This is a genomic window from Hyphococcus luteus (genome assembly GCF_002943565.1).
GTDB lineage: Bacteria > Pseudomonadota > Alphaproteobacteria > Caulobacterales > Parvularculaceae > Hyphococcus > Hyphococcus luteus.
The window spans coordinates 708,297-729,882 of sequence record NZ_PJCH01000005.1 but is presented as its reverse complement, the minus strand read 5'-3'; the positions used below and the strand labels follow the sequence as shown (position 1 = coordinate 729,882).

Genomic DNA, 21,586 nt, shown 5'->3' with positions numbered 1-21,586 from the left:
GGAATTGAACCAATGTGCTTTGATGCTGCCATACGGAGCGCTTTACGTAGCCTTATTATCGCGCTTGGCTGCCTTTTGTGCTCTGGTCTGCAGCCGACGGTAGCGATGGCGTCGACAAAAATTCCCAGTCGCCCCATTACCGTGGAAGACGTGCTTGGCGTTGAGGGAATTGGAGAAGCGCAATTTTCGCATGATGGCCGATGGCTCGTATACAATCAAATACCACCGTACAATGCGCTACATGATTACTCATATGCTCTGTATGCCTACCGTCTGAGCGGGCATCAACTCTGGATCAAGGACATCGGGCATGACCGTGCGCCGGTGCTTCAACCCGGTCTGGATCTGGCCGCTACTAATTACCTGTTCGCAATATCACCGGGGAGCACCCACGTCGTCGTTCTCGAATACAAACTCGGTCGCTACAGATTAATCGCGTGCGAGATCGGACGGAACCGATGTGTACGCCTCAATCAGATGCCCGACATTCGTGACCGCTATGTTTCGACGCTGCGTTGGAACGAGAGGATCGAGTGGACATCTTCGAACTCGTTTGTTTTTCCGACACGAGGAGATCTCCAACCCGGATCCGAGATGTATTCCCGTCCCACCACCGGGACATATCTCTGGAGGGAGTGGAACGCTGCCTGGCGCGGTGACCGGCCAACCTCCTCAGAAGTCATCAGTACAAAGCAAGATCGATCGGAGGACTGGGCGCCGGGAGAACTCATCGAATTTAATGTCGCCACAGGAAAGTCGAGAGTAATAGCTGAAGGGCGCTACGCCAGCGCCCGCGTATCACCTGACCAAAAGTATATCATTTCCGCAAGGGTGGCGGAGCGAGAGAGACCTTCCGGTGATGCCGGCCCGGTCGCCAATGAGACACACCCTGTCTTCGACCGCCGGTATGCACTTGTGATGATGAAATTGAAGAGCGTCGACAAGCTTAAAATTGATCATCCGTTCTCGGTTGACCCGAATTCCCTGGTCTGGGCGAGCCGCGGCGACCGGTTCGCCGTGTTTGGCTGGCAAGCCGGAGAGACCCCGGCGGATGGTGATTTCTATGTATTTGATGCCGGCGTTCCGGTGGCGCACAGGTGCGATGCCGCTGATTTTGTTTTGGCAAATGACCAACTCAAACCCGACTATTTCCTGGAAACGGGCCCGGCTCGAACGGTACTCTTAGACGATGGCGTGGTCGCTTTCGCGCGTCCACTCCGAGGCAACCGATACGACTGGTTCCTTTTTTCATGCAACGGAAAGGCACGAAATCTGACCGCTAACCTGGAGCATGTGTCAGGCTATCCGTTGTATTCAGATTCCAGCGCAATCGTCGTAAAAGCTGACGACGGCGTCTACAGAGTCGACGCTGAAGGGGGCATTGAGAGGCTGACCGAGGATGGTGCTCGCAACATCAGCACGATCTCGTATACGTACAATCCTACTCATAGCTGGTCTAACGAATTTCGTGTCTCATCCGAGAAGCGGAGAAACGCATTCGATGCGGACGGTGCGGTAGTTTCGGCAGATGGTATCGAACAATGGGTCGAGTTCCTGCAATATTCGGTGCCAAGCGCTCAGACGGAAACACTCAACATTGTTTATCCCGATGCACGCGTATTAGCTGCGTCGCGTGAGGCTCGTGCGGCCGCAGTCACGGTGAGCGATGGGGCTGCAACGAGATTGCTGATAATCCGAAAAGATCACAGCACTGAGGAACTTGCGCGGATTAATGAACATCTAAATCAAGTCGATCATCCCAAGACGATGGAGATTACTTATGCTCTGACGAATCCTGCCGATCCCCAAGCAACCAGGAACATACGTAGTTGCCTGATCCTGCCGCCGGACTTTGATGCGAAACTGAAGTATCCGCTCCTAGTAGAAGTTTATCCGGTTGGCAGCGGCAGCACCTGTGAAACACTCAAGGACGCGCCCTACCCAGCAGCGTCCGTCAAGGATCTCTGGACCGCCCGTGGGTTCGTATATTTGCGAGCGGCCATCCCGCTGGATTTTGCCCGAAATCAGGCCGGACCAATTGCGGGCTCGGACGAACTGGTGGAGCAAACTCTCGACGCCGTGGCCAATACAGGGTTCATTGATTCAAAACGCGTCGTTCTGTACGGATTTAGTCAGGGCGGAGTGCTTGCTCTCTATATCGCAAGCCAATCAGACAGATTTTCCGCCGTCATTTCCATGAATGGATGGGCTGACTTTTTTAGTCATTACTTCGGGTCACGGGGCCTCACGAGGTATTTCCATCTTGATCAGAATGGCGGGGACAACCGTTGGCGATACGAATGTGTTGGCGAAGGGGTCAACAATATCTGTCCCTACGGTTTCGGCGCGTCTGCCTTGTCTGCGCCGGGCATTTACGCCCAATCCAGCCCTGTCGCCTTGGCCCGGAATATAACGGCGCCTGTGCTGATGGTGCACTCCGACCTCGATTATTTTGATATGTCCCAATACGATGAAATGTTTGGTGCGCTTTATCGTGCCGGCAAGGAAGCCCGCTATGTACGATACTGGGGAGAAGGGCACGGGCCCTCGTCGCCGGCGAATATAAGAGACCTTTGGCGCCGGATTGACCGCTTCCTGACGGAAGCTGGCGTAATTGAAACAGGCCATTGAGAAGAGCGCTCGGCGCGTCATGCATTCGCTGGCTTAATTGGACCCGTTGCGTCGTCCTCCGGCAGCCAGCGCAATAACCAAGCGTCAATTGCGTAATATATCAGGGCTAACCTGCCAAAGGTGCCGAGCCGGTAATTCTGGTCCGACAAGAATGCATCGATATCGCTACTCCGAACCAAGCCTCGTTGGACCAATTTTCCGTCTCGAAGAGTATTCGCAATTTGTGTGCGGTTTTTTTCAATGCGGTCAACGAAGTATCGAGACGCACTCCCCTTTGTCACGCGCATTCGGATTTCATCCGGGATCTCACCTTTAAAGGCTTCTCGTATCAACCCCCGACTGGTTCCACCGCTACACAACAGATAGCTCGGAGTCCGCAGACAAAGTTCGACGATTGGTTGCGACATCAATGGATGAACGACATCCCGGCCGCCAGTGCGGTCGAAGAGATTCCTGATTTGGAGGAGGTGATAGAAACTGTTGATCTGCCCAAACTTCCCTGGCGGGATTTGCCGCGCGTTCAAAACCCAGTCCGGCAGGTGAAACTCTCCATTCAAAATCTCAGCCACGTTGCGACTAACGCCGGTCGTGCGCTCGTGAATTGAGCTCAGGATGCTACACATAGGCGGCTTTCCGAAGCAGTATGGAAACGCTTCCCGCATCACCTGCCAGATAGACTTATTTGAAACCTTTGCCGCATTCACTAGCTCTCTGCCCACAGAGCTTGAAAGCCGGTGCGCCTTGAGAAAATCTGCGAACACCAAACTATCGCGCCGGGCAAAAAAGAGGTGATCCCCTCCTTGGCCGGTGAACAAACCATCACCAATCGCTTCAATGTTCTCGGCGTTGTTCGCGAGAACGTTTTGCGAGCAAAAAGACCGGTGCGGACGAACAGAAAATGGGTGCTCTGAAGTGTCAGGGACCAACGCATCAGAGGTGGTCGCGATCGTTTTGAGGTCGACACCGCAATAGTCAGCAGCCATTCGCGCGAATCCGGCCTCCGAACGATCGCCGGACATAAGCTCATGGTGAATTGCGTTGTACCGAGTGTTTCCATTCCTCAGGCAAGACAACACGATCGTGGAATCCAATCCACCGGACAAATTCACAGAGATGCTATCATACGTAGTCGCCCAGGATTTAACGCAACCCTTGACGGTTTCCCTCAATGCTTCCGCGGCGACACCCACGGCGGGTTCAAAGACATCCAATGCAAAATCCCTTGGATCCCAAAGTGTGTCTTCCGAATATTTCGTCCTGTCGGCTCGGAGGCGTTTCCCACCCATGAGCTCTCGCACTTCGTTTAGGCCGGTTTCTCCATTTTGAATTTTGTCGTACGCCAACAAGGTCAAAATAAAATGCTCATTCACCGTGAACTGCGAAGGCCTCAGGAAGTGACATTTCTCCAGGTGAGAAAACACAATGAGCACATCGTCAATTTTCGTGTAAAAGCAGGGTATGGACGACGTTGGGTCGGTTATTACGGACAAGGAATTACGTTTCCATACAAACGAAATGTAGTTTCCCCAAAAGTCCGCAAAAATCGATGCGCCATCGGACTTAAAAATTCGCGCCACCTCATCTTGTTTTAAATTCGACAGTTGCGCGTCGCCATTTCCGCTTTTGGCGAACAAAGCGCCAAACACCGCCACAGACTGCTCCATATCAAGGTCGCGCGCGTGAATAAACGATGTTCCTGATGAGCACTCAGAAGTGTCATAGACCGCGAATCCTGGGAGCTCGACCAACTTGCAAGAGCCCTGCTCAGCATCTTCAGTCACTTTTTTCGCCTTTGCGGCGAAAGCGTCGCTTCGGGGATCGTCCTCGTCCCAAAAGATTGCGATGAATGATCTCAATCCGCCAATCTCCTACAGAGACAGAATTTTGGTGAATTCATGGGTGGCATCGTAGAATTCGTTCAAAGCGCAGCCGCGAGATTCGACCCAGCAATGAGCCTGGAAGGGCGCCGTTCGAACGCCGAAAACCAATTCGGCATGGAGATTTTTCAATGCCAGAAAACGAACAAGTAACAAGCTTCGGAACAGGCATTGGTCGTGAGTCGTTATGAAGAATACGGAGAGCTGCTTGAAGGCCGATACGGCGCGAGCGAGCCGATCATCAGCATGGTCTGCACTGGAGCCATTCGACGTCGTCCAACGCTGAGAAACACGCAGTACTGTGTTGATTTTTAATCGCTGTGTCCGCCATAGCAGCCACGTTGACATCAGAGCCCAGAGAAAGTGAGTCACGTCCTCTAACACAACCTCCTTGTTTGATGACAGCGCCTTGTCACTCAGCGAGGAGGTCGTTCGAGAATGTTGTCCGGGAGCAATTGGCTTTCCGTTGACCTTGTCAGCCGTGAGGAGGCCCCGTTGCTGAAGTCTGATCGCGAGTCCGAGGGTCTCCGTAGATTCTTCGCCGCATTGCAGAGCTCGAAACCATCCGGACTGAACTTTGGTGAGCGAGGAGTACCGGTTTCGATTTGCATCAAGGAAGACAATTGTGCCGTCGACATCGCAAAAATGCACGTTCTGCATAAGGTAGAAGGCATTGTCGGGCATGGCGGTAGCTCTATTGGCGCGTATAATATGGTTTGGACCTTCGATGAGGAGTGAGGGTGCTTCCGCACCCCCACCAGATTTCGGCTCGCTCAGGCCAGAGGCTTCGTGTTGCCTTCGCCTGTGAACTCGGCATCGTCGCCGGGTTCGCCCATCGTCATTTCCGAGACGGAGCCGAGTTCGATCGGCTCGAATTCGTCATCGAGCCGGTCTTCGTTGATCCTGTCCATTGCAGTTCTCCTTTGCGAGGACTTGAGTTGCTGGATGTCGCTTGTCAGGCGACCAGGAGAAAGTCTGCTCAATCCAGAGGGGAGTCAATTGTCAAAAATATTAAAAAGGGTCGATAAAACAATGGGTTGCGGCTCTCCAGCACCCTCATCCGGCCTGCGGCGCAGGTCGGTCCATATCGTGCAATCAGTGCACTGAATAATGCTCATTCGATCGTCGGATCCGGAACGGTTTCGCGGGAAAGGCGGTCAAGAATCGCTTCATTCAACTTTCTTGCATGCTGTCTCCTCCGGTTAGTTTTCGACGACGGCTTGGTCGATGGCGACAGGGGATTGGCGCAGCAGCGCACGCGCCTTGGTGCGATCGCCCTGAAGCAGCACGCGCTTCGCGCGCGTCGCGGCGTAATAGGCGCGCGTGTAGACGTTCACGCCGGAAAGCGCCGGCGAGTTGATCGCAGAGGCGAAGCCCTTGTCGGGCGTTCGCCAGCCGCGGCCATAGCTCTCTGTGAGGTAACGTTCGGCGTCATGAGGGATCATCCATTCGCGCCCCGAGATTTCGATACGGCGCAACGCAAAAGGCGAAAACCTCCACTGAATGTCGCCGGGTATATCGCTGACCCCGCAGACGAGATGATCGTTGCGCACGTCATGGACGAATATGTCTATCGCGACCTGCCTATAGGTGAGTGCGAAGTACCGGTCGCCTGGCCGGGCGTCATGCGCCAGCATCAAATCCGGATGCCGCCGGATAATCCCTGCGATGTCGGGTCCGCGAATGACGCCAACATCCGCGTCCCGGTCATGGCCGAGCGGATGACCCTCGCGCCACATGCCGAGCAGCGTCCCCGCGGCAAGGAAACCCTGCACGCCCTGGCCTTCGAGGATCCCGCAAAGCTCCGCCACAACCTCGACGGCGCAGTCCGGATCGAAGGGGTTGGGTTTCGGGCAAGGGGGGATCGATTGCACATCGAGACTGTGCAGCGCGTCCAATGACGCGTGGAATGCGGCTTCGAACGCGCCGCGGCGATAGGCGCAGCGCGCCATCAGGTCATGATACGTTGGCGCGTCAAGATAATCGCGGTTCGCTTCCACAAATCCGGTAGCGTCCTCATGCCGCTTCGCCGCGAGCATCGCGCTAACGCATTTCTGCAAATCTCGTGTCTTTGCGCCATCCTTATGGCAGGCGCACTCCCGTGCCCGCGCCGTCTCGCCGATCGCATGCTGCCGTTCCCCTTCGTCGGGCGTGATGTCGGCGATCGACGCCCAGCTCCGGGCGAGACCCGGCGCAAGGCGCGTGGCGCTGCGGAACGCCTCCAGCGCTTCCTCGCGCCGCCCGAGGGCGTGCAGGGCAAGGCCGCGTCCGTGATGCGCCTCCGGCGCACCAGTATCGCGCCGCAATACGGCTTCGAACGCTGCAAGCGCGCGGTCATGCGCTCGGCTGCAATGCAGCGCCGCGGCTAAATTGAGCGCGGTTGGAATGTGCTCCGGACATTCGCCAGCGGCGCGCTCGATTTGCGCGACAGCTTCCTCCGGCCTTCCGCCGGACAAAAGCGTCAATCCCGCTCGCATGGCGTCTCGCCAGGCCTCGGTCTTCTTTGACTTCGTCTCGCTATGCGGGGCCGCCTCGTCAAACATGATCGAGCCGCCAAGCGGAATTGCAAAGGGAATTGCGGCCGACCTGGAATGGAAAGCGAGGCAGGTGGGATAAGCACGGCGTCAACGGCGTAGTCTTCTTGTAGAGCCAGAAGACGCACGCAGGGGGACGACTGAGCGTGCGAAGCTCTTTGGCCTCGCACGCCGCCGGGCCGCAAACGCCTTCCGGGCGTTGTTCGGAAATGCTCGCTGGGAGGATCGATAATTCGAAAGCAGCGGTGTTGTAACCGTAGCACAGAGGTTGCGGTGCGACTAATTAAAGAATCCAATAGGTAGAAATTTGTAATAAAAACAATTCTTATAAAGAGGGGACGGCATTAATCTCTTGGTTGATTTGAATTAACCGCCACGCATTCCGGCTGAAACGCTATTGTTGTCCTCAGTTCTGCGTACAGCGCCCACCCCGTATCGCAGCCGTGTATATCACCGGTTGCAAATCGTTTCACTTACGCGCTGGCGATTGCTTTTAGCACTTTCGCCATCTGGTGGAGCGTGGTTTTGGACTTCGTCCGGTCGATGAAATAGGCGCATTCCCGCCGGAGTTCGTCCGCGGGATTTTTCGTGCGTTCAGAGCCGGACTGACGCACGCCGTCGTACAGCGCATCGATCGGCACATTGAACACCGTCGCAACCGCATGGAGCATGCCTGCGCTCAATCGATTTGCGCCGGTTTCGTATTTCTGAAGTTGTTGATGGCTGATGCCCAGGGCGCTTCCGAGTTCGGCGAGCGTCAGGTTTCGCTCTGTTCGCAGCTTTCGAATAGTCTCACCGACGCCTTTGTCGATCTCGGTAGGCGCACGAGATGAGCCGCGTCTCGCAGATCGCCGCGGATCGGTCCTGCGCTTTTGCACGCTTCTGCTGTTCGCAGGCTTCGCCATGCGGATTATGCCTCCCCACAATTATTCGGAAGTATCGACGTTTTTTGCCGTCTTAATGGAGGTCGATACATCTTTGGGGTGAACACGCAAGTTAAAGTTTTGCGGACTCTGCAACGGGTTTTCGGTTTTGCCTGCTGTGCGTGCTAAGTTTAATCCGCAGCAGGCAACACTTTGATCTTGGGCGTTCAAAAGAGCGTATTCGGATGAATGGAGCGAGCGCTCTGCGTGTACGGTCGGCTGTCGCCCAAATTTGTTGGCGTTATCCAAGCGGGGTTGACGAAGCGCTGGAGGATATGCCCACTAAAAGCAGGGGGGCAGGTTCATCTGAAGGCTCCCGAACTCTCAGACGGTCTCAACGATCATGAGTCAATCTCGTTTCATGCCGGGGCCTGTGCGTGGGTCGCCCTCATCCCCGGCACAGGGGGCGCAAGCTTCCGGACCGGTGCCTGCGCGCGATGCAAGCGCGCAGCCTGCTGAACGAAGCGAGCCGGGAAACACATCCGCATGGGATTTGGAAACGCTCTATCGCGAGAACTACGATCAGTTCCTTGCGTTCGTTCGCATTCGCATCCGGGACGCAGCAGACGCTTGCGATCTCGTGCACGACGCCTTCCTTTCCATCCGGCGCGCCTATCCCGAAAAGCAGGGCGAAGAACTGCGCCGTCTCATTTATACGGCGCTCAGGAATCGGACGAACGATCACCTGAAATCGCACGACACGAAGCGCCGCAATACCTCGGTTGAGATCAGTGATTACGGGCATCTGTTGCCGTGCAGCAGCTCCGTGACGCCGGAAAAGCGGTTAATCGACACGCAGACCCTGCAACTCGTCAGCCAGGCAATGGAAGCGATGAGCCCGCGCCAGCGCGAGGTGCTGCACCTGCGCCGCTATGAGGGACTGACCGTCGAGGCCGTTGCGGCGCGGCTTTCGATCTCGCCGACAACCGCGAAAACCGATCTCATGGCCGCCATGAAAGCCATCGCGCGATCAATTGAACGCGCCGAAGGACGGCGCCGATGAAGGCGTGCGAGAAACCAGCTCCGGACGAAAGCCGCCTGGAAGCGGCGGCCCATTGGCATGCCCGTTTGCAGGAAACCGACCTGCCGATCGAAACCTGGGACGAATTCGTCCTCTGGCGCGAGGTGCCGGAAAATGCAGCCGCCTTCGCGCAACTCGAAGACGCCTTGCGCATGCTCGATGTTTCGGAAATGGCCGGACGCAGCGAACACGACGCCGGCGACGGAGCAAGACAGGCCGGCCGGCGCTTCGCCCTAAATCCCAAAGGCGTCCTTCTCGCCGCAAGTGCATTCGTCGCGCTCAGTTCGACGCTCCTGATCGCAACCGGGCGTCAAGGCCATGATCTGGAATCCTACGAGACCGCGCTCGGCGAGATCCGTACAATCGATCTGGCCGACGGCTCCCACGTCACGCTCAATACGGATTCCCGCATCGACATCGATTTTACCGCGCGCCGCCGCAACATCACGCTCACCGAAGGCCAGGCCTATTTCGATGTCGCGCACGATGCCGACCGGCCATTCATTGTCGCGGCGGCTGAAAGCCGGACAACCGCGCTCGGCACCCAATTCGAGGTCTATGCCCAGCCCGGCCAGGTCTCCGTCACGCTTGTTGAAGGCTCGGTGGTTGTCTCGGAAATCAAGGCGGCGACCGGCATTCGCGGTGTCCTGAACGCCCTGGGGCAGGGTGACGACAGCGACGAAGGTCACATTCTCGCGCCCGGCGAGCGCGCCACCCTCGTCGGCGATGCGCCCGTGCGTGTCGAGCCCGCAGATATAGAAACCGCTTTGAAATGGCGTGAAGGCCGCATCGAGTTCCGGGATATGCCGCTCACAGAAGCGGTCGCAGAACTCAATCGCTACTCCCGGCGACAGATACGCATCGGCGATGCGGACATTGCGCGGGAGCGCATCTCCGGCGTGTTCCCGGTCGGAGACCAGGAAAAATTTCTCTCGACGCTCGGATTGTATCTGCCGATTGAAGTTGTCGAAGTCGGCGACACGTTCATCGTTGACGCGAAAGACTAAGCCGCCGGCCTGCTTGTCGCCGAATTTTCTTCTTGCCTGTTTCGACAACGTCTCATGGCACGACATCTCGTCGAGCGACTTGAGATTTAAAGCAATTTCCGCGCGCGAAGGTTCCGGCTGCGTCACGATCGGCCACGCTCGCCCGTATCTCGCACGCCGCGATCATAAAAAAACACCGTCCGCTTTGTCGCCTCGCTCGTTGAACCCCTGAGATCTGCAGCCACGGGGCGCTGCGATAGGTGATGGGACCCTCAGCCGACTGAGGGATGGAGAATGACATGCGGGATAAAACGAGCGTGCGAAAAGGCACGATGACAGCAAGCGCGGCGGCGTTGCTGTGGGCGCTTCTATCGACTGGAACCGCATTGGCGGATGAGCCGGTCGATTTCGATCTTGATCCGGCCCCGCTCGGCGATTCCCTGCGAGCCTTCGGCCAGCAGTCGGGCGTGGCGATAATGTTCTCGGAAACGGCGGTGGCTCCCCTGACCGCGCCCTCACTGAAGGGAACATATGAGCCGGAGGCTGCGCTCGCGGTCCTCCTCCAGGGCAGCGGGCTGGAATTCGTCTCCGGGCCGGATCAAAACATCATTGTTCGTCCGTCGACGATGGGGAACGCCGGTCAGGCGGCTGCTGAGCTATCTGATACGCGAACGCCCGAAGAGGGTCGCGCATCACCAGTCGAAGAGACGCCGGTACGAGTCGACGAGGTTGGCGGTGACGAAGAGAAGGAAGCTGCGCTTCGTCAGGAGAAGGTGACGATCACAGGGTCTCTTATTCAAGGGATTGCGCCGGAAAGCTCGCCGCTCGATATCTATACCCGTGCGGACATACTTGAATCTGGCGCTGCGACCACTGAGCAGTTTATGCGTTCGCTGCCACAAAACTTTGGTGGCGGCTCATCGGAGTTCGTTTCGGTTGGTTTGCCCAATGACGCCAACTCTGGCTCCAACGACACACTTGGCACTGGCGCAAACCTTCGTGGTCTGGGATCGGGAAGCACACTCGTTCTTCTCAATGGGAGCCGTCTTGCACCGACATCGGCAATTGGGGACTTTGTCGACATATCCCTTATTCCGGTCTCGGCGCTAGAGCGGATTGATATTCTCACAGATGGCGCGTCTTCGATTTATGGCGGAGACGCCGTGGCCGGTGTTGTGAATTTTGTTCTAAGAGATGACTTTGACGGTGCGGAAACGACAGCCCGATATGGATCGGTAACCGATGGTGGTTTGAATGAGTATCGCCTTAGCCAAACAGTCGGTGGATCATGGACTGGGGGCAATGTTCTGGCTGTTGCGGAAGTCCTTGATCGCACAAATCTGACCCTCGCAGACCGTCCAGAGATTTCGAGCCCTGAGTTGTCCAACGGCAGCCAGCTTCAAGATCTGGATCTTTTCCAATTATTGCCCGCTCAGAATCGCTTCAGCGGCTTGGTTTCTGCTAAGCAGCAAGTCTCGGCATCACTCTCGACATCTGGATATGTTCTCTATTCCAGGCGCTCGGTGGATAGCAAAAGCACTACGACCCAGTTCCCGATAGTGACTCAGTCGTCCGATGCAAACACGAAAAGTCTCGTCGCGCACGGTGGTGCAGACTATGACTTGTCAAATGTTTGGTCGGTCTCGCTCGATGCTACATATAGCAAGCTCGACAACAAGACTTTGGCGTCAGGATCTAATCGACCGGTGTCCTCGGTGCTAAAGGTGGAGGCGTCTACTTCGTCGCTCGACGCTGTGTTGCGAGGAGATCTCTTCTCATTGCCTGGTGGCGCAGTGAAGACGGCGTTTGGCGGTCATCTCCGCAATGAGGAGTTTTCAAGCGAGACGAGCCTGAATGGTAGGACTGCCGAAGGTTCGCGTGACGTTTCAGCACTTTATGCCGAAATGCTGATTCCTGTCGTCGGTGCCGGGAACGAACTTCCAGGCATCAATCGGCTAGAGGTGAATTTGTCAGCACGATTCGACGATTACTCAGACTTCGGCTCCACATCCAATCCGAAGGTTGGTTTGTTATGGTCGCCCGCCTCTGGCCTAAAAGTGCGCGGCACATATAGCACTTCCTTTGTTCCCCCACCTCTTGGGCGGGTCGGCTCGTTGACCAGCGCCGGTGACGTTTACCCCACTTCGTTCGTTCTCGGCGCGCTGGGGCTTACTGGACAGTACCCGGCTCTGGAAGATGGAGCTTACTTCTTGACCTTCGGTACTGCAGACGACTTGAAGCCGCAAACGTCTGAGGCGTTCACCGCAGGCGTTGAATATAGTCAACGTCGGTCTGACAAAAGCATTTCCGTTAGCTTGAACTATTATGACCTTCGCTTTGATGATCGATTGGGTCGCGTTCCTATTCCGTTGAACCAAGATCCGGCATTCGCACCATTTATTGAAAGCGACAGCCCAGGGTCTTTCCCAGATGGCACGATTCTCTTTTTTCCGACGCTTGATCAGATCAATCAGTATGCTGTGCAGTATAATCCGAACTTGAACTTCGGCGCTCAGCTCGATGAAGTAGCTATCATCAACAACGCGAGCATCACCAGGAATCTCTCATCGATCGATACGAGCGGGTTTGACTTTCATATTGATGGCGATTGGAACACAGCACTTGGAAACGTCTCTGCATCGCTGAACGCCAATTATATCGCAGAATTCGTTCAGCAAGCGGCCCCCTCAACACCTGAAGTCGCAACCCTGAACACACTATATAATCCGGTTGATCTCAAAATCCGCTCTAAATTCGGGTTGTCGCGGGACGCCTTCTCCGGCGCGGTTATTATCAACTATACCGACAGTTATGAATCGGACGAGTCGACTAATGCTGTTTCCATCAATTCCTGGACAACAGTCGATTGTACGCTTTCTTATGGGTTTGACCGCGAGAGATCCGATTGGTTAGGCGGTGTAAGGATAAGCCTAAGCGTGTCAAATCTCTTTGATGAACCCCCGCCGGTTACGCCGACCTTGGGCGCCTATCGGATAGCAGGCTATGACCCAACCAATGCTTCTCCGATTGGGCGGTTTGCAATGGTTGAGATCGCGAAGCGCTTTTAGAAGCTCATACTCTCTAGGCGAAGGCGCACTCTGTAGCGTCTTCGCCATTAAGGCGCCCCTTTCCACAGATCATGAAAGTATTTCCTATGAGTAGGATGGTCCGCGCAGGCGTTTTGGCGACGATCACAGCATTAGCCGCATCGTGGATTTCCGCACTTTCAGAACCGAGGCAGCTCACTCTTGACGACATGCTCGCGGTTGAAGGTTTAGGCGGCGCACTGTTCGATCCGACCGGAAACTGGCTCATGTATGAGCGCCTACGCCCGTACAATCAAAATGTCGACTATAGCTTCCGCACCTATGCTTTCGCGAAATCTGGACATCAAATCTGGCGATATAATTTAGAGAAGGGAGGACAGCCAGAGCTATTGCCTAGCCTCGATCCACGACCGAGCAGTTACATAGAAGGGTTTTCGCCAAACGGACGTTACCTTGCCATCATGCAGTATTATCGGGGTGACTTATCCATTTCGGCGTACGATATGGCGCGGGATATGTCGGTGCAGTTCAAATCCACGCCGGCATTTGATCGAACTGGAAGTCACAATCCTCTGTGGATATCTGACGAAGAGATTGTGTTTGCCGCACTCCCTGATGGTCGCGAGCCGATGTTCACAAGCGTTCGAGGATATACCGGAGAAACACTTTACCGGCGTTGGCATGACGCATGGGAAGGCGCGGCGAGCACGGCAAGCGAAGTGCGAACAAAAATTCAAGACGAGTCCGATCAACAAGAAGACGGCGCATTGATCCTAGCCAATGCCAAAACTGGCAAAGAACAACTGATTGGAATCGGACTGTATGCAGATTTAAAGTTGTCTCCGGATCGCCGTTATATGGCTGCGCTAGCTGTCTCCAAACCTCGGCCGCTTAGTGCAGATACGCTAGTCACCACAGATTCCCGTTCCTACACTTTGTCGGTCTTTGACCTTACAATCGACCACGAGCGTAGGCTGGCCCCAGGATTGGAGTTCTTTCCCTACACAGTTGAATGGGCGCCAGACGGGACACGCCTAGCTGCATTTGGTTGGAGAGTTGGCGATGAGCCTCGCAATGGCCGCTTCTATGCTATTGACCTCTCCTCCGGGGAGGTCACGCGATATGACCATATCGGACTAGACTTGGCGTCGGAGCGAGAGCGGGGGTGGATGCAGCGGCCGGAACGAACCGCCTTCCTTGGCGATAACTTAGCTGTCTATGCCCGCGAAATCCCGAACGACGAAGCTCAAGCGCCCAGATTCTCTTATCGAGGGTTCGAAGAAAACGGTCTATCCAAAGCAGACTGGTACGCACTCGCGCCTGCTGGAACCCATCGCAATCTCACAGCCACGATCAAGAGCGTCTCGCCAATATTATTACAAGCGAGCGAGGCGGCAATTACAGTGTTTGGACAGGAAGGAGTATGGCGAGTTGACGCCGACGGAAGGCGTATCAAATTAACGCCTGATCTACCTGGCGCGTTTACGTATTTTCCGCCCGGTACATTTTCGACTGCAAGCGGAGTAAATCGTCCAGAATTCCAAAATGGAGCTCTGTTCAATGTTCGCTACGACGGACAGACTAAGGTTGCAATGATCGATCTCCGTGCCGGTCGAGATGGGCAAAACATCATCGTCCCTGCCAAAACTTCGGAAGTACACCCGATGGCGGGAAGCCTTGACGCCCGGACGCTCCTATTGAGCACCGAAGACAATCTAGCGACTCGCTTGGCTGTAGTTGCCGATGCAACCAATCAGGAAAGAGGCATCGCAGATTTGAATGTACACCTTTCGGGGATTGATCTCGGAAGCTGGAAGACCATTACCTATGTGATCGCTGACCCTGAAAGCACGCTCGCGCCTAAAACGATCAATGGCTGTGTATTGCTACCGCCAAACTATGTTCCCGGGAAGCGGCTTCCCTTAATAGTGGATGTTTATCCGGGCGCGCGGCCAGATTGCTCAAACACCATGGGGAAATTCTCGTATCCAGACCCATATTCTGCTTATCTATGGGCAAGTCGGGGCTATGTTTATGCGCGTCTCGCCACTCCCAGCGAGTTTATTACGACAGAAGATGGGCCTATCGCGGGATTGGATGAAGTTACAGATGCCGGGGTCGATGCGCTTGTCGACCAAGGAATAGCCGATCCCGATCAGGTGACGCTATTTGGCTTCAGTCAGGGGGGCGTGTCGGCGCTCTACGTTGCAACGCAATCCAGCAGATACAAAGCCGTCATTGCAGCAAACAGTTGGGCCGATCTTTTCAGCCATTATTTTGGCCCCAATGGCATATATTCCTATGTCTACGGATCGTTATTCGGAAATTTTGGTCGCTATGACGAAATCGAAGGCGGGGAATTCGGAATAGGAGAAACACCTTTTATCGCTCCGGAAGTTTACTATCGAAATAGCCCGGCCTTTCTCGCACCGAAAATAGAGTGTCCGGTTATGCTGGTCGGGACCGATATGGACAGCTTTTCAATGTCGCAGTTCGATGAGATGTTCGGAGCGCTAAAGCGAGCCGATAAAGATGCCCGCTACGTTCGCTACTGGGGCGAAGGTCACGCACTCTCATCGCCGGCAAACATTATCGACTTCTGGCAAAGGGTAGACGCATTCCTGGCAGAAAGCGTGAGTCAGGAATAACTATTACTAGGCCGATGTACGAACGTTCTCCAATTTTTCGATCCAATTTCTTAGCCACGCCTCTATTGTATAGTAGATAAGCATCTTGTGCCCAAATTCATGCGTTTGCACAGATTCGACGGTCGCAAATTTTGATACGTCGTTTCTGGACAGTAATTTCGCTTCGACAAGTCTTCCATTCAGAAGGGCTTCCCTCAACTCCACAATATTGGACGTTACCTGTTTAACGAAAAACTGGGTTGATGCTCCCTTTGCCGTTCGAGTTCGAACGCAATCGGGAATCTCGCCTTTGAACGCTTCGCGAACCAACCCGCGGCTAACGCCGTTCCAGCTAAGCAAGTAGATAGGCAATCTCAGACATAATTCGATCAGTGGCTGCGATATTAGTGGGTGAACAAAATTCCTATGAAATGGCTGATCTAAAGTTTCTCGCACAAGAAACAAATGAATCAGTGTGCTGACCTGTTCAAATTTAGCGGGAGGGAGGCCGTTTGCCTCTAACGCCCAGACTGGGGCGCAGGTCCTTGGATCTAGGCTAGCGAGCGCACTCCTGTTGACCGGCGTGCAAGCGTGCTCGATTCCCGTTATCAGCGTGCTTTTCCTTGCTCCCAGAGCCAATGATGGAATTGCTTCCCTCAGTACCGCCCAAATCGATTTTCTGGACAATCGGGCGCTATTCAACAATTCGCGCAACGCGTTGCGCGATACGCCGCTATCTATTAGAAAATCTGCAAAGCCCAGCGTTGTAGTTCTGGCTCGGAACAAGTGATCGCCGCCCTGTCCAGTAAGAATTGCTGAATCGGGACTCAGAATATCGGCAATATCTGCCAGCTTCGGAATGAGAGTAAGGAACTTTCGAAATGGTCGCGCTGACCGTGGATGGCTATCTAGCCGCGGTAAATTGAGCGCGCCAAATTGGATTTCCTTTAGCGGCAATTTTGCTTTTAAGGCACTGGCCCGTGCAAACTTGACTTCAGTCAGGTCATCGGTTCCCATCACGAAGTGAATTGCACGCACGTTCGACGCGAAAGGAGTATCTGACAAACAGCTAAGGACAATGGAGGAATCAAGCCCACCCGACAGACTCACAGTCGTCTGCTCAAATGCGGAGGCCCAACACTGAACGACGTACCGTGTCATTGCGCGCAATTCGGCGGCTGCGTCTTCGTAACATGGCGCGATATGGTTAGAGGCAATGACGCGAGGATCCCATATCAGATGTCTTGATAGCCTTGGTCCGTGGAATACCAGTTTTTCACCACCCCGTAGTTCCTGGATTTCGTTGAAGCCCGTCGCTCCGCTTTGAATTTTGTCGTAGGCTAGCAGATCAGAAACGAATTTATAATTTAGAGAAAGTGATTCTGGATCAATGAATGTGCATTTCTCTAGGTGAGAAAACACAATCAATACCCCCTGATGCACTAGGAAGAAGCAAGGAATCGAAGATGTTGGATCCGCAATAACGGAACCTCCATCTTGATCCGAATGAAATGCCAAGTAGCTTCCCCAATAGTCCGATAGCACGCATTCATTTCTAGACCGCGAAAGCCGTAGCATTTCATCCTGCGCAAAATTCGTTATGGGGCGGCTTGGAGCCAGAGCATTAGATCGCCTAAAGAGCGTGCCAAATATGGCGCCGACCGGTTTGTGATCAGCCCCGTTAACACGAATGATGGTATCGCGCGTGGTATTTGAACCTAGATCGAACAGCATGAAGCCGGGAGTTTTGATACATGGGTGATCGGCGTCGAAGGCCTGCTCCATCCGTCCCAAAAATTTGTGTGCTGAATGGCACGCTGAGGGATGATCAGCGTGCCATAAGAGGGCGATAAATGCATGCATGATATAGGCCCCTACACCAACATGATCCGGTGAAAGCCTAGTATGTTCTCAAGTTCATCATTCAGCACGACCCGTTGGCTTTCTACCCAACAATGAGCGCGGAATGGAGAGAGTTGAACTCCAAACACCCAGCTCGCATCATACCGAAGCAGTGAGATATAGCGCAACAAGACGAGGCTTCGGAAGCGGCACGCATCCTCTAAGGAGAAAAAGTATGGGGTGAGCGCGTGGAAGGCATGTATAGCGGAGTAGGCCTCTTCAGAGTTGCACGGTTTGCTCTTTGGGTTTCGCAAACTCCATTTCTTCGCAGCACGCACCTGGTCTTCAAATGACTCAAAATGCTCCAAAGCCCAACACTCGATCAATGCTCGACAGAATGTGACAAGGAGACGCAATTCGATATGGGTGGGCTCCGCAGCCGCTCTCACCATGATTGATGCAGTAGGAGCTTCTTGGCGGATTCGGTTCGGCATGTTTGTTGTTGATGTTGTGCGAACCAGTATTCCTCGTGCAATTAGTCGTTCGGCGAATTGAGTAGCCGAATCCGAAAGAGCGCCATTCCGATCGTCATGCGTTAGGATTTCATCAAGCCACTGTGACTGACGCTGGTTGGTTTGGATGAATTTATCCGCCGAAACGTCAAGAATGATCGTTGTGCCGCCGATTTCGCATGAACATGCATTTTGTGCGAGTTCGAACATATCATATTGCCAATGAAGGACTAAAAGACTGCGACTCGGTTTGACCGAAGAGCGAGGGTGTGAGCTCACACCCTCGCATTCGGCCTCTTAGTTGATCCTGCTGTTCGGATCCAAGGATTCGACGCCAGGATAAATGTCGCCCTTCGTTTCTTCCGAAACCGTCCCGAGTTCGAGCGGTTCGAATTCGTCGTCAGACTGATGATTGTCTTTGCTGGTTTTCATGTCAGCACCTCCTTTCTGGTTTGGGGTTTCCCTTTTTCAGGGTTCAAACGTCTCCGGAGACAATTTCAGCGTGCGCGCATCAATACCGGGAGTCAATTGGAAAATCGGAAAAAGTCTAAATATAATATATAGTTATAGGGTTCGCACGATTCTCGCGCCGAGGGAGCAGGTTGCCTGGCCAGGTCTTTTTCAAAAAGGAACGTGTACGAATGGATTAGGGCATCGTCTGCGCCTTTCTACGCCTCCGCGTCATTGCTGTTCGTCGCTTTGGCGGGCGTGGCGGCAATCGCCGGCGGCGCCGAAAGCGGAATGTTGAATTCGATTTTTATGGGTGACTGGGCGATCAGCGCGGCGGCTTTTTCCCGGTCGCCAAGCAGCAGGCTGCGTTCTGCGCGCGCGACGCTGTAAAAAGCGCGCGCATAGTCATCTACGCCGGAAAGCGCCGGCGAGCTGATCGCCGAAGCGAACCCCTTGTCAGCGCGACGCCAGTCGGCGCCGTAGGTTTCCGCCAGATAGCGCTCTGCGCCGGAGGGAATGCGGAAGGTCCGGTCGCTGAAACGCTGCGCAATGGCGTCGAACGCCGAGAACCGCCACTCAATGTCGCCGGGGTGGTCCGAAAAACCGCAAACGCCGGCGTCGTCGTCGTTCGCGTAGAGGAAGATATCGATGCCGACATGTTTGTGCGTCAGACCGAAATACCGGTCGCCCGGACGGGCGGCGCGCGGCAGCATCAGCGCTGGATGCTCGCGCAGGATCTTTGCAATGTCGGGGCCGCCCTCATCATCACGCATGACGCCGAGATCGATATCCCGGTCATGTGCCAGCGGCCCGCCGCTCCGCATAAATCCGAGCAGCGTGCCGGCGGCCAGAAACGCCGGCACGCCGGCCGCCCCCAGTATGTCGTAGATGTCCGCGAGCGCAGCCCGAGCCGCGCCGGGATCGAACTGACCAGCAGCACCGGCCGACCCGACATCTTCCGGCGCGAGGCATTGCAGCGCTCGCAGCTTGTGAAAGAACGCGTCCGCGAATGCGCCGCGGCGATAATGCGCGCTCGCCAGCTTGTCATGAGCGATGCGCGGGGCCGCGAAGCAATGAAAATGCTTCTCGACAAACCACACCGCCTCATCGAACCGGCGCGCCTCAATCAAAGCTGTCGCGCCGCGGAAGAAATCCTCGGCGCCCGCCGTCGGCCGCGTGCATGCGCGCAGCAGCGCATCCGCCGCTGCGCCAATCGCATGAAGGCGCTCGCACTCGTCCGGCGTCAGGTCCGCGATCGATTGCCAGGACGCCGAGGCGTCCGCGTCGCGCGCAACAACGCTCCGGAACGCCTCAAGTGCGCGGCCCCGCGCGCGCAACGCGTGATAGGCGAGGCCCTTGCCGTGCAGCAGGATTGGATTGCCCGGCGCGGCCCAAAGTCCCTCGTCAAACCAGCCAAGCGCGCGTTTGGGATCGCCGGCGCGCAACAGCGCCGCGCCGAGATGCTGGATCGTCACCACATGATCGGGCCGCAGATCATGTGCGTAGCAGAAGGACAATGCCGCTTCCTCAGCTCGGCCCGCATCCATCAGCGCCTTGCCGTCCTCCATCAGCTCACGCCAGGTCCTCGGCGCCGCTTCGTGTTCCGGGGCGTCCTGTTCGTCCGGCTGGATATTCGACGCCTTCAGTCTTCGAACATTACGGCGCGAACGCGTTCGAAGCCGTCGGTGCCGCTGCCTGGAATTACGGTCGTCCATATCAAATTCCCACACTGAAAAATCACCGCCGCTGCCTTGCGCACCTGAAGGCGGGCAAATGCATTGCGAGGCGCGATTGCGGCGCCGGCAGAGTCTTTGTTGTTCGAATTGTCAGGTCGCTAGCGGGTTCTTGTCGGGCTTCGCGCGGGAGACGGATTGCAATGTCCGCCGGCCGCGCCCGGCCCTTTATGCCCCGTTGCGGATTTGCAGAGCGGGGTAGCTAACCTGCTTGGATGCTACAGTCAGCTTTCCGGGCGCTCAAGTATTTTATGCTGCGGATTTTGCTCGAATTGTCCGCAAGCACTGGATCAACCGTTATCTCTTTTGTGATCCTATTTTGGTGCTGAAATGCTCATGGCGGCCGGTGATCGCGCCACGGCGCACGGCTGCAGGCGAGCGGCGTCCGTTATGCCTGAAAAAGCGCGACATTTGCATGATTCCAGCGACCGTTTCTGACTGGATCGGAATCCGGTACGGCGCGCGCCTTTACTTGACTCATCCGGATTATCGTCCAAACAACTGAAAATAGAACAAGACCTGCCTTTGATGCGCCCGCTGGCCTCAGAGGCTGCAGCGGTTAGGGAGATGAAACACTTCACGCTCGGCGATCGCGTCGAACTCAGCCGATACGATTATCTCTGGCGCCTTTCCCCGGACCGCTGGGCTTGGGAGTATCTGCGGCGAAACCCGGAGTTCAAGCGCGCCGCTGCGCTTCGCCGCGATGATGCGATCTCTGTCAGGCGCGCCCCTTGCGTCGATGCGAAGATCCTGCTCCCCCGGGAGCCCCAGCCGCTCGCGGATCGCTGGGGGCTTGTCCTCATGCCGGACCCGGATCTCAACGCCTGCGACGCCGAAGTCGTCTGGAACCGGACGGCGTTCCCCGACCAGATCGAGCTGTACTGCATCACCCGCGCGCCGCATGAGCCTTGCGAACTCTGGGACCGCGTAACGCTGATTTCCACCTTCACCCATGTCACCGATTACACCGGCCCGGAATATCTTCTCGTGCGATGCAACGGCGCCGTGATTCAGCATCGCTGTTCGGGCGTGTCCCTTCTCGGCGACCAGCCGGTCCGGATCAAACTCATCATCGACGACATGGACGGATATGCCCGCCGCCTCAAACTCCTTGAGGCGGCGTTCCGGGTCTACAACGATCCGCCGGGCCCGGCTGAGCCGAAATGGACCAAGACGACCCAGGTGTTGCGGGACGGGCTGATTGCGCTCGATTGCCTGGCCCTCGGCGGATCGCGCAAGGACATCGCCAACGCCCTTTACGGATCAGACCGCGTGCGCGAGGAATGGAACGGGCCGTCCATGAAACATACGCTTCGATATCTCGTGAAAAAGGCCGAAGCGCTGCGCGATGGCGGATACGCCCACGAGCTGCTTCTCGCCGACCCATTCGCGCGCTAAGACGG

16 protein-coding genes are annotated in these 21,586 nt (G+C 55.6%); 7 read left to right on the top strand and 9 right to left on the bottom strand.

Features of this window, described 5'->3' with window-relative positions; all coding sequences use genetic code 11:
* The first annotated feature begins 12 nt into the window (after positions 1 to 12).
* Positions 13 to 2,631: an alpha/beta hydrolase family protein gene (locus CW354_RS08430; protein WP_104829562.1), complete on the top strand. Its 2,619-nt coding sequence runs from the start codon at positions 13 to 15 to the stop codon at positions 2,629 to 2,631.
* Positions 2,632 to 2,648: 17 nt separating this feature from the next.
* Here the strand turns inward: CW354_RS08430 and CW354_RS08425 are convergent, their stop codons facing one another.
* The 5 genes from CW354_RS08425 to CW354_RS08410 all read right to left on the bottom strand — a co-directional run bounded on the left by CW354_RS08425 (position 2,649) and on the right by CW354_RS08410 (position 7,947).
* Positions 2,649 to 4,487, bottom strand: a complete 1,839-nt coding sequence (locus CW354_RS08425) for an asparagine synthase-related protein (protein ID WP_104829561.1) — start codon at positions 4,485 to 4,487, stop codon at positions 2,649 to 2,651.
* A gap of 12 nt (positions 4,488 to 4,499) precedes the next feature.
* A complete protein-coding gene (locus tag CW354_RS08420) occupies positions 4,500 to 5,192 on the bottom strand; it encodes a lasso peptide biosynthesis B2 protein (protein WP_104829560.1) in 693 nt (230 codons plus the stop codon).
* Between the two features lie 89 nt (positions 5,193 to 5,281).
* Positions 5,282 to 5,419, bottom strand: coding sequence for a hypothetical protein (locus CW354_RS23360; RefSeq protein WP_165793600.1), 138 nt, complete (start codon positions 5,417 to 5,419; stop codon positions 5,282 to 5,284).
* A 291-nt stretch (positions 5,420 to 5,710) separates the two neighbouring features.
* A complete protein-coding gene (locus CW354_RS08415; protein ID WP_104829559.1) occupies positions 5,711 to 7,051 on the bottom strand; it encodes a tetratricopeptide repeat protein in 1,341 nt (446 codons plus the stop codon).
* A 464-nt stretch (positions 7,052 to 7,515) separates the two neighbouring features.
* Positions 7,516 to 7,947 carry a helix-turn-helix domain-containing protein gene (locus CW354_RS08410; protein ID WP_104829558.1) on the bottom strand — a complete coding sequence of 144 codons (432 nt, stop codon included), beginning with the start codon at positions 7,945 to 7,947 and terminating at the stop codon, positions 7,516 to 7,518.
* A gap of 442 nt (positions 7,948 to 8,389) precedes the next feature.
* Here CW354_RS08410 and CW354_RS08405 point away from each other — a divergent pair, with 442 nt between their 5' ends.
* The 4 genes from CW354_RS08405 (at position 8,390) to CW354_RS08390 (ending at position 15,667) form a co-directional block, all read left to right on the top strand.
* On the top strand, positions 8,390 to 8,968 hold the full coding sequence (locus CW354_RS08405; RefSeq protein ID WP_165793599.1) for an RNA polymerase sigma factor: 579 nt from the start codon (positions 8,390 to 8,392) through the stop codon (positions 8,966 to 8,968).
* On the top strand, positions 8,965 to 9,993 hold the full coding sequence (locus tag CW354_RS08400) for a FecR family protein (RefSeq protein WP_104829556.1): 1,029 nt from the start codon (positions 8,965 to 8,967) through the stop codon (positions 9,991 to 9,993). The genes CW354_RS08405 and CW354_RS08400 overlap by 4 nt, the downstream gene beginning before the upstream one ends.
* 278 nt (positions 9,994 to 10,271) lie before the next feature.
* Positions 10,272 to 13,040 (top strand): TonB-dependent receptor, encoded by a 2,769-nt coding sequence (locus tag CW354_RS08395; RefSeq protein WP_165793598.1) that lies wholly within the window; start codon positions 10,272 to 10,274, stop codon positions 13,038 to 13,040.
* Positions 13,041 to 13,135: 95 nt separating this feature from the next.
* Positions 13,136 to 15,667 (top strand): alpha/beta hydrolase family protein, encoded by a 2,532-nt coding sequence (locus CW354_RS08390; protein ID WP_165793597.1) that lies wholly within the window; start codon positions 13,136 to 13,138, stop codon positions 15,665 to 15,667.
* 6 nt (positions 15,668 to 15,673) lie between these two features.
* Here CW354_RS08390 and CW354_RS08385 read toward each other — a convergent pair whose 3' ends face one another.
* The 4 genes from CW354_RS08385 to CW354_RS08375 all read right to left on the bottom strand — a co-directional run bounded on the left by CW354_RS08385 (position 15,674) and on the right by CW354_RS08375 (position 20,165).
* A complete protein-coding gene (locus tag CW354_RS08385) occupies positions 15,674 to 17,509 on the bottom strand; it encodes an asparagine synthase-related protein (protein ID WP_104829553.1) in 1,836 nt (611 codons plus the stop codon).
* A gap of 11 nt (positions 17,510 to 17,520) precedes the next feature.
* Positions 17,521 to 18,210: a lasso peptide biosynthesis B2 protein gene (locus tag CW354_RS08380; RefSeq protein ID WP_104829552.1), complete on the bottom strand. Its 690-nt coding sequence runs from the start codon at positions 18,208 to 18,210 to the stop codon at positions 17,521 to 17,523.
* An 87-nt stretch (positions 18,211 to 18,297) separates the two neighbouring features.
* The gene (locus CW354_RS23920; protein WP_279303121.1) at positions 18,298 to 18,432 is read right to left on the bottom strand and encodes a hypothetical protein; all 135 of its coding nucleotides are present in this window, start codon (positions 18,430 to 18,432) and stop codon (positions 18,298 to 18,300) included.
* Positions 18,433 to 18,668: 236 nt separating this feature from the next.
* Positions 18,669 to 20,165 (bottom strand): LicD family protein, encoded by a 1,497-nt coding sequence (locus CW354_RS08375; RefSeq protein WP_133162241.1) that lies wholly within the window; start codon positions 20,163 to 20,165, stop codon positions 18,669 to 18,671.
* A 229-nt stretch (positions 20,166 to 20,394) separates the two neighbouring features.
* Between CW354_RS08375 and CW354_RS23040 the strand changes: the two genes are divergently transcribed.
* Together CW354_RS23040 and CW354_RS08370 are read left to right on the top strand one after the other, a co-directional pair.
* Positions 20,395 to 20,688, top strand: a complete 294-nt coding sequence (locus CW354_RS23040; RefSeq protein WP_133162240.1) for a hypothetical protein — start codon at positions 20,395 to 20,397, stop codon at positions 20,686 to 20,688.
* A 62-nt stretch (positions 20,689 to 20,750) separates the two neighbouring features.
* Positions 20,751 to 21,581: a DNA -binding domain-containing protein gene (locus CW354_RS08370; RefSeq protein WP_165793596.1), complete on the top strand. Its 831-nt coding sequence runs from the start codon at positions 20,751 to 20,753 to the stop codon at positions 21,579 to 21,581.
* Positions 21,582 to 21,586: the final 5 nt, after the last annotated feature.

What these genes read in the sequence shown, in the direction of transcription:
- CW354_RS08430 (WP_104829562.1), top strand. Translation starts at nt 13, where the DNA reads ATGTGCTTTGATGCTGCCATACGGAGCGCTTTACGTAGCCTTATTATC.
- CW354_RS08370 (WP_165793596.1), top strand. Translation starts at nt 20,751, where the DNA reads ATGAAACACTTCACGCTCGGCGATCGCGTCGAACTCAGCCGATACGAT.
- CW354_RS08415 (WP_104829559.1), bottom strand. Translation starts at nt 7,051, where the DNA reads ATGTTTGACGAGGCGGCCCCGCATAGCGAGACGAAGTCAAAGAAGACC.
- CW354_RS08400 (WP_104829556.1), top strand. Translation starts at nt 8,965, where the DNA reads ATGAAGGCGTGCGAGAAACCAGCTCCGGACGAAAGCCGCCTGGAAGCG.
- CW354_RS08385 (WP_104829553.1), bottom strand. Translation starts at nt 17,509, where the DNA reads ATGCATGCATTTATCGCCCTCTTATGGCACGCTGATCATCCCTCAGCG.
- CW354_RS08420 (WP_104829560.1), bottom strand. Translation starts at nt 5,192, where the DNA reads ATGCCCGACAATGCCTTCTACCTTATGCAGAACGTGCATTTTTGCGAT.
- CW354_RS08380 (WP_104829552.1), bottom strand. Translation starts at nt 18,210, where the DNA reads ATGTTCGAACTCGCACAAAATGCATGTTCATGCGAAATCGGCGGCACA.
- CW354_RS08390 (WP_165793597.1), top strand. Translation starts at nt 13,136, where the DNA reads ATGGTCCGCGCAGGCGTTTTGGCGACGATCACAGCATTAGCCGCATCG.
- CW354_RS08375 (WP_133162241.1), bottom strand. Translation starts at nt 20,165, where the DNA reads ATGGACGACCGTAATTCCAGGCAGCGGCACCGACGGCTTCGAACGCGT.
- CW354_RS23360 (WP_165793600.1), bottom strand. Translation starts at nt 5,419, where the DNA reads ATGGACAGGATCAACGAAGACCGGCTCGATGACGAATTCGAGCCGATC.
- CW354_RS23920 (WP_279303121.1), bottom strand. Translation starts at nt 18,432, where the DNA reads ATGAAAACCAGCAAAGACAATCATCAGTCTGACGACGAATTCGAACCG.
- CW354_RS08395 (WP_165793598.1), top strand. Translation starts at nt 10,272, where the DNA reads ATGCGGGATAAAACGAGCGTGCGAAAAGGCACGATGACAGCAAGCGCG.
- CW354_RS08410 (WP_104829558.1), bottom strand. Translation starts at nt 7,947, where the DNA reads ATGGCGAAGCCTGCGAACAGCAGAAGCGTGCAAAAGCGCAGGACCGAT.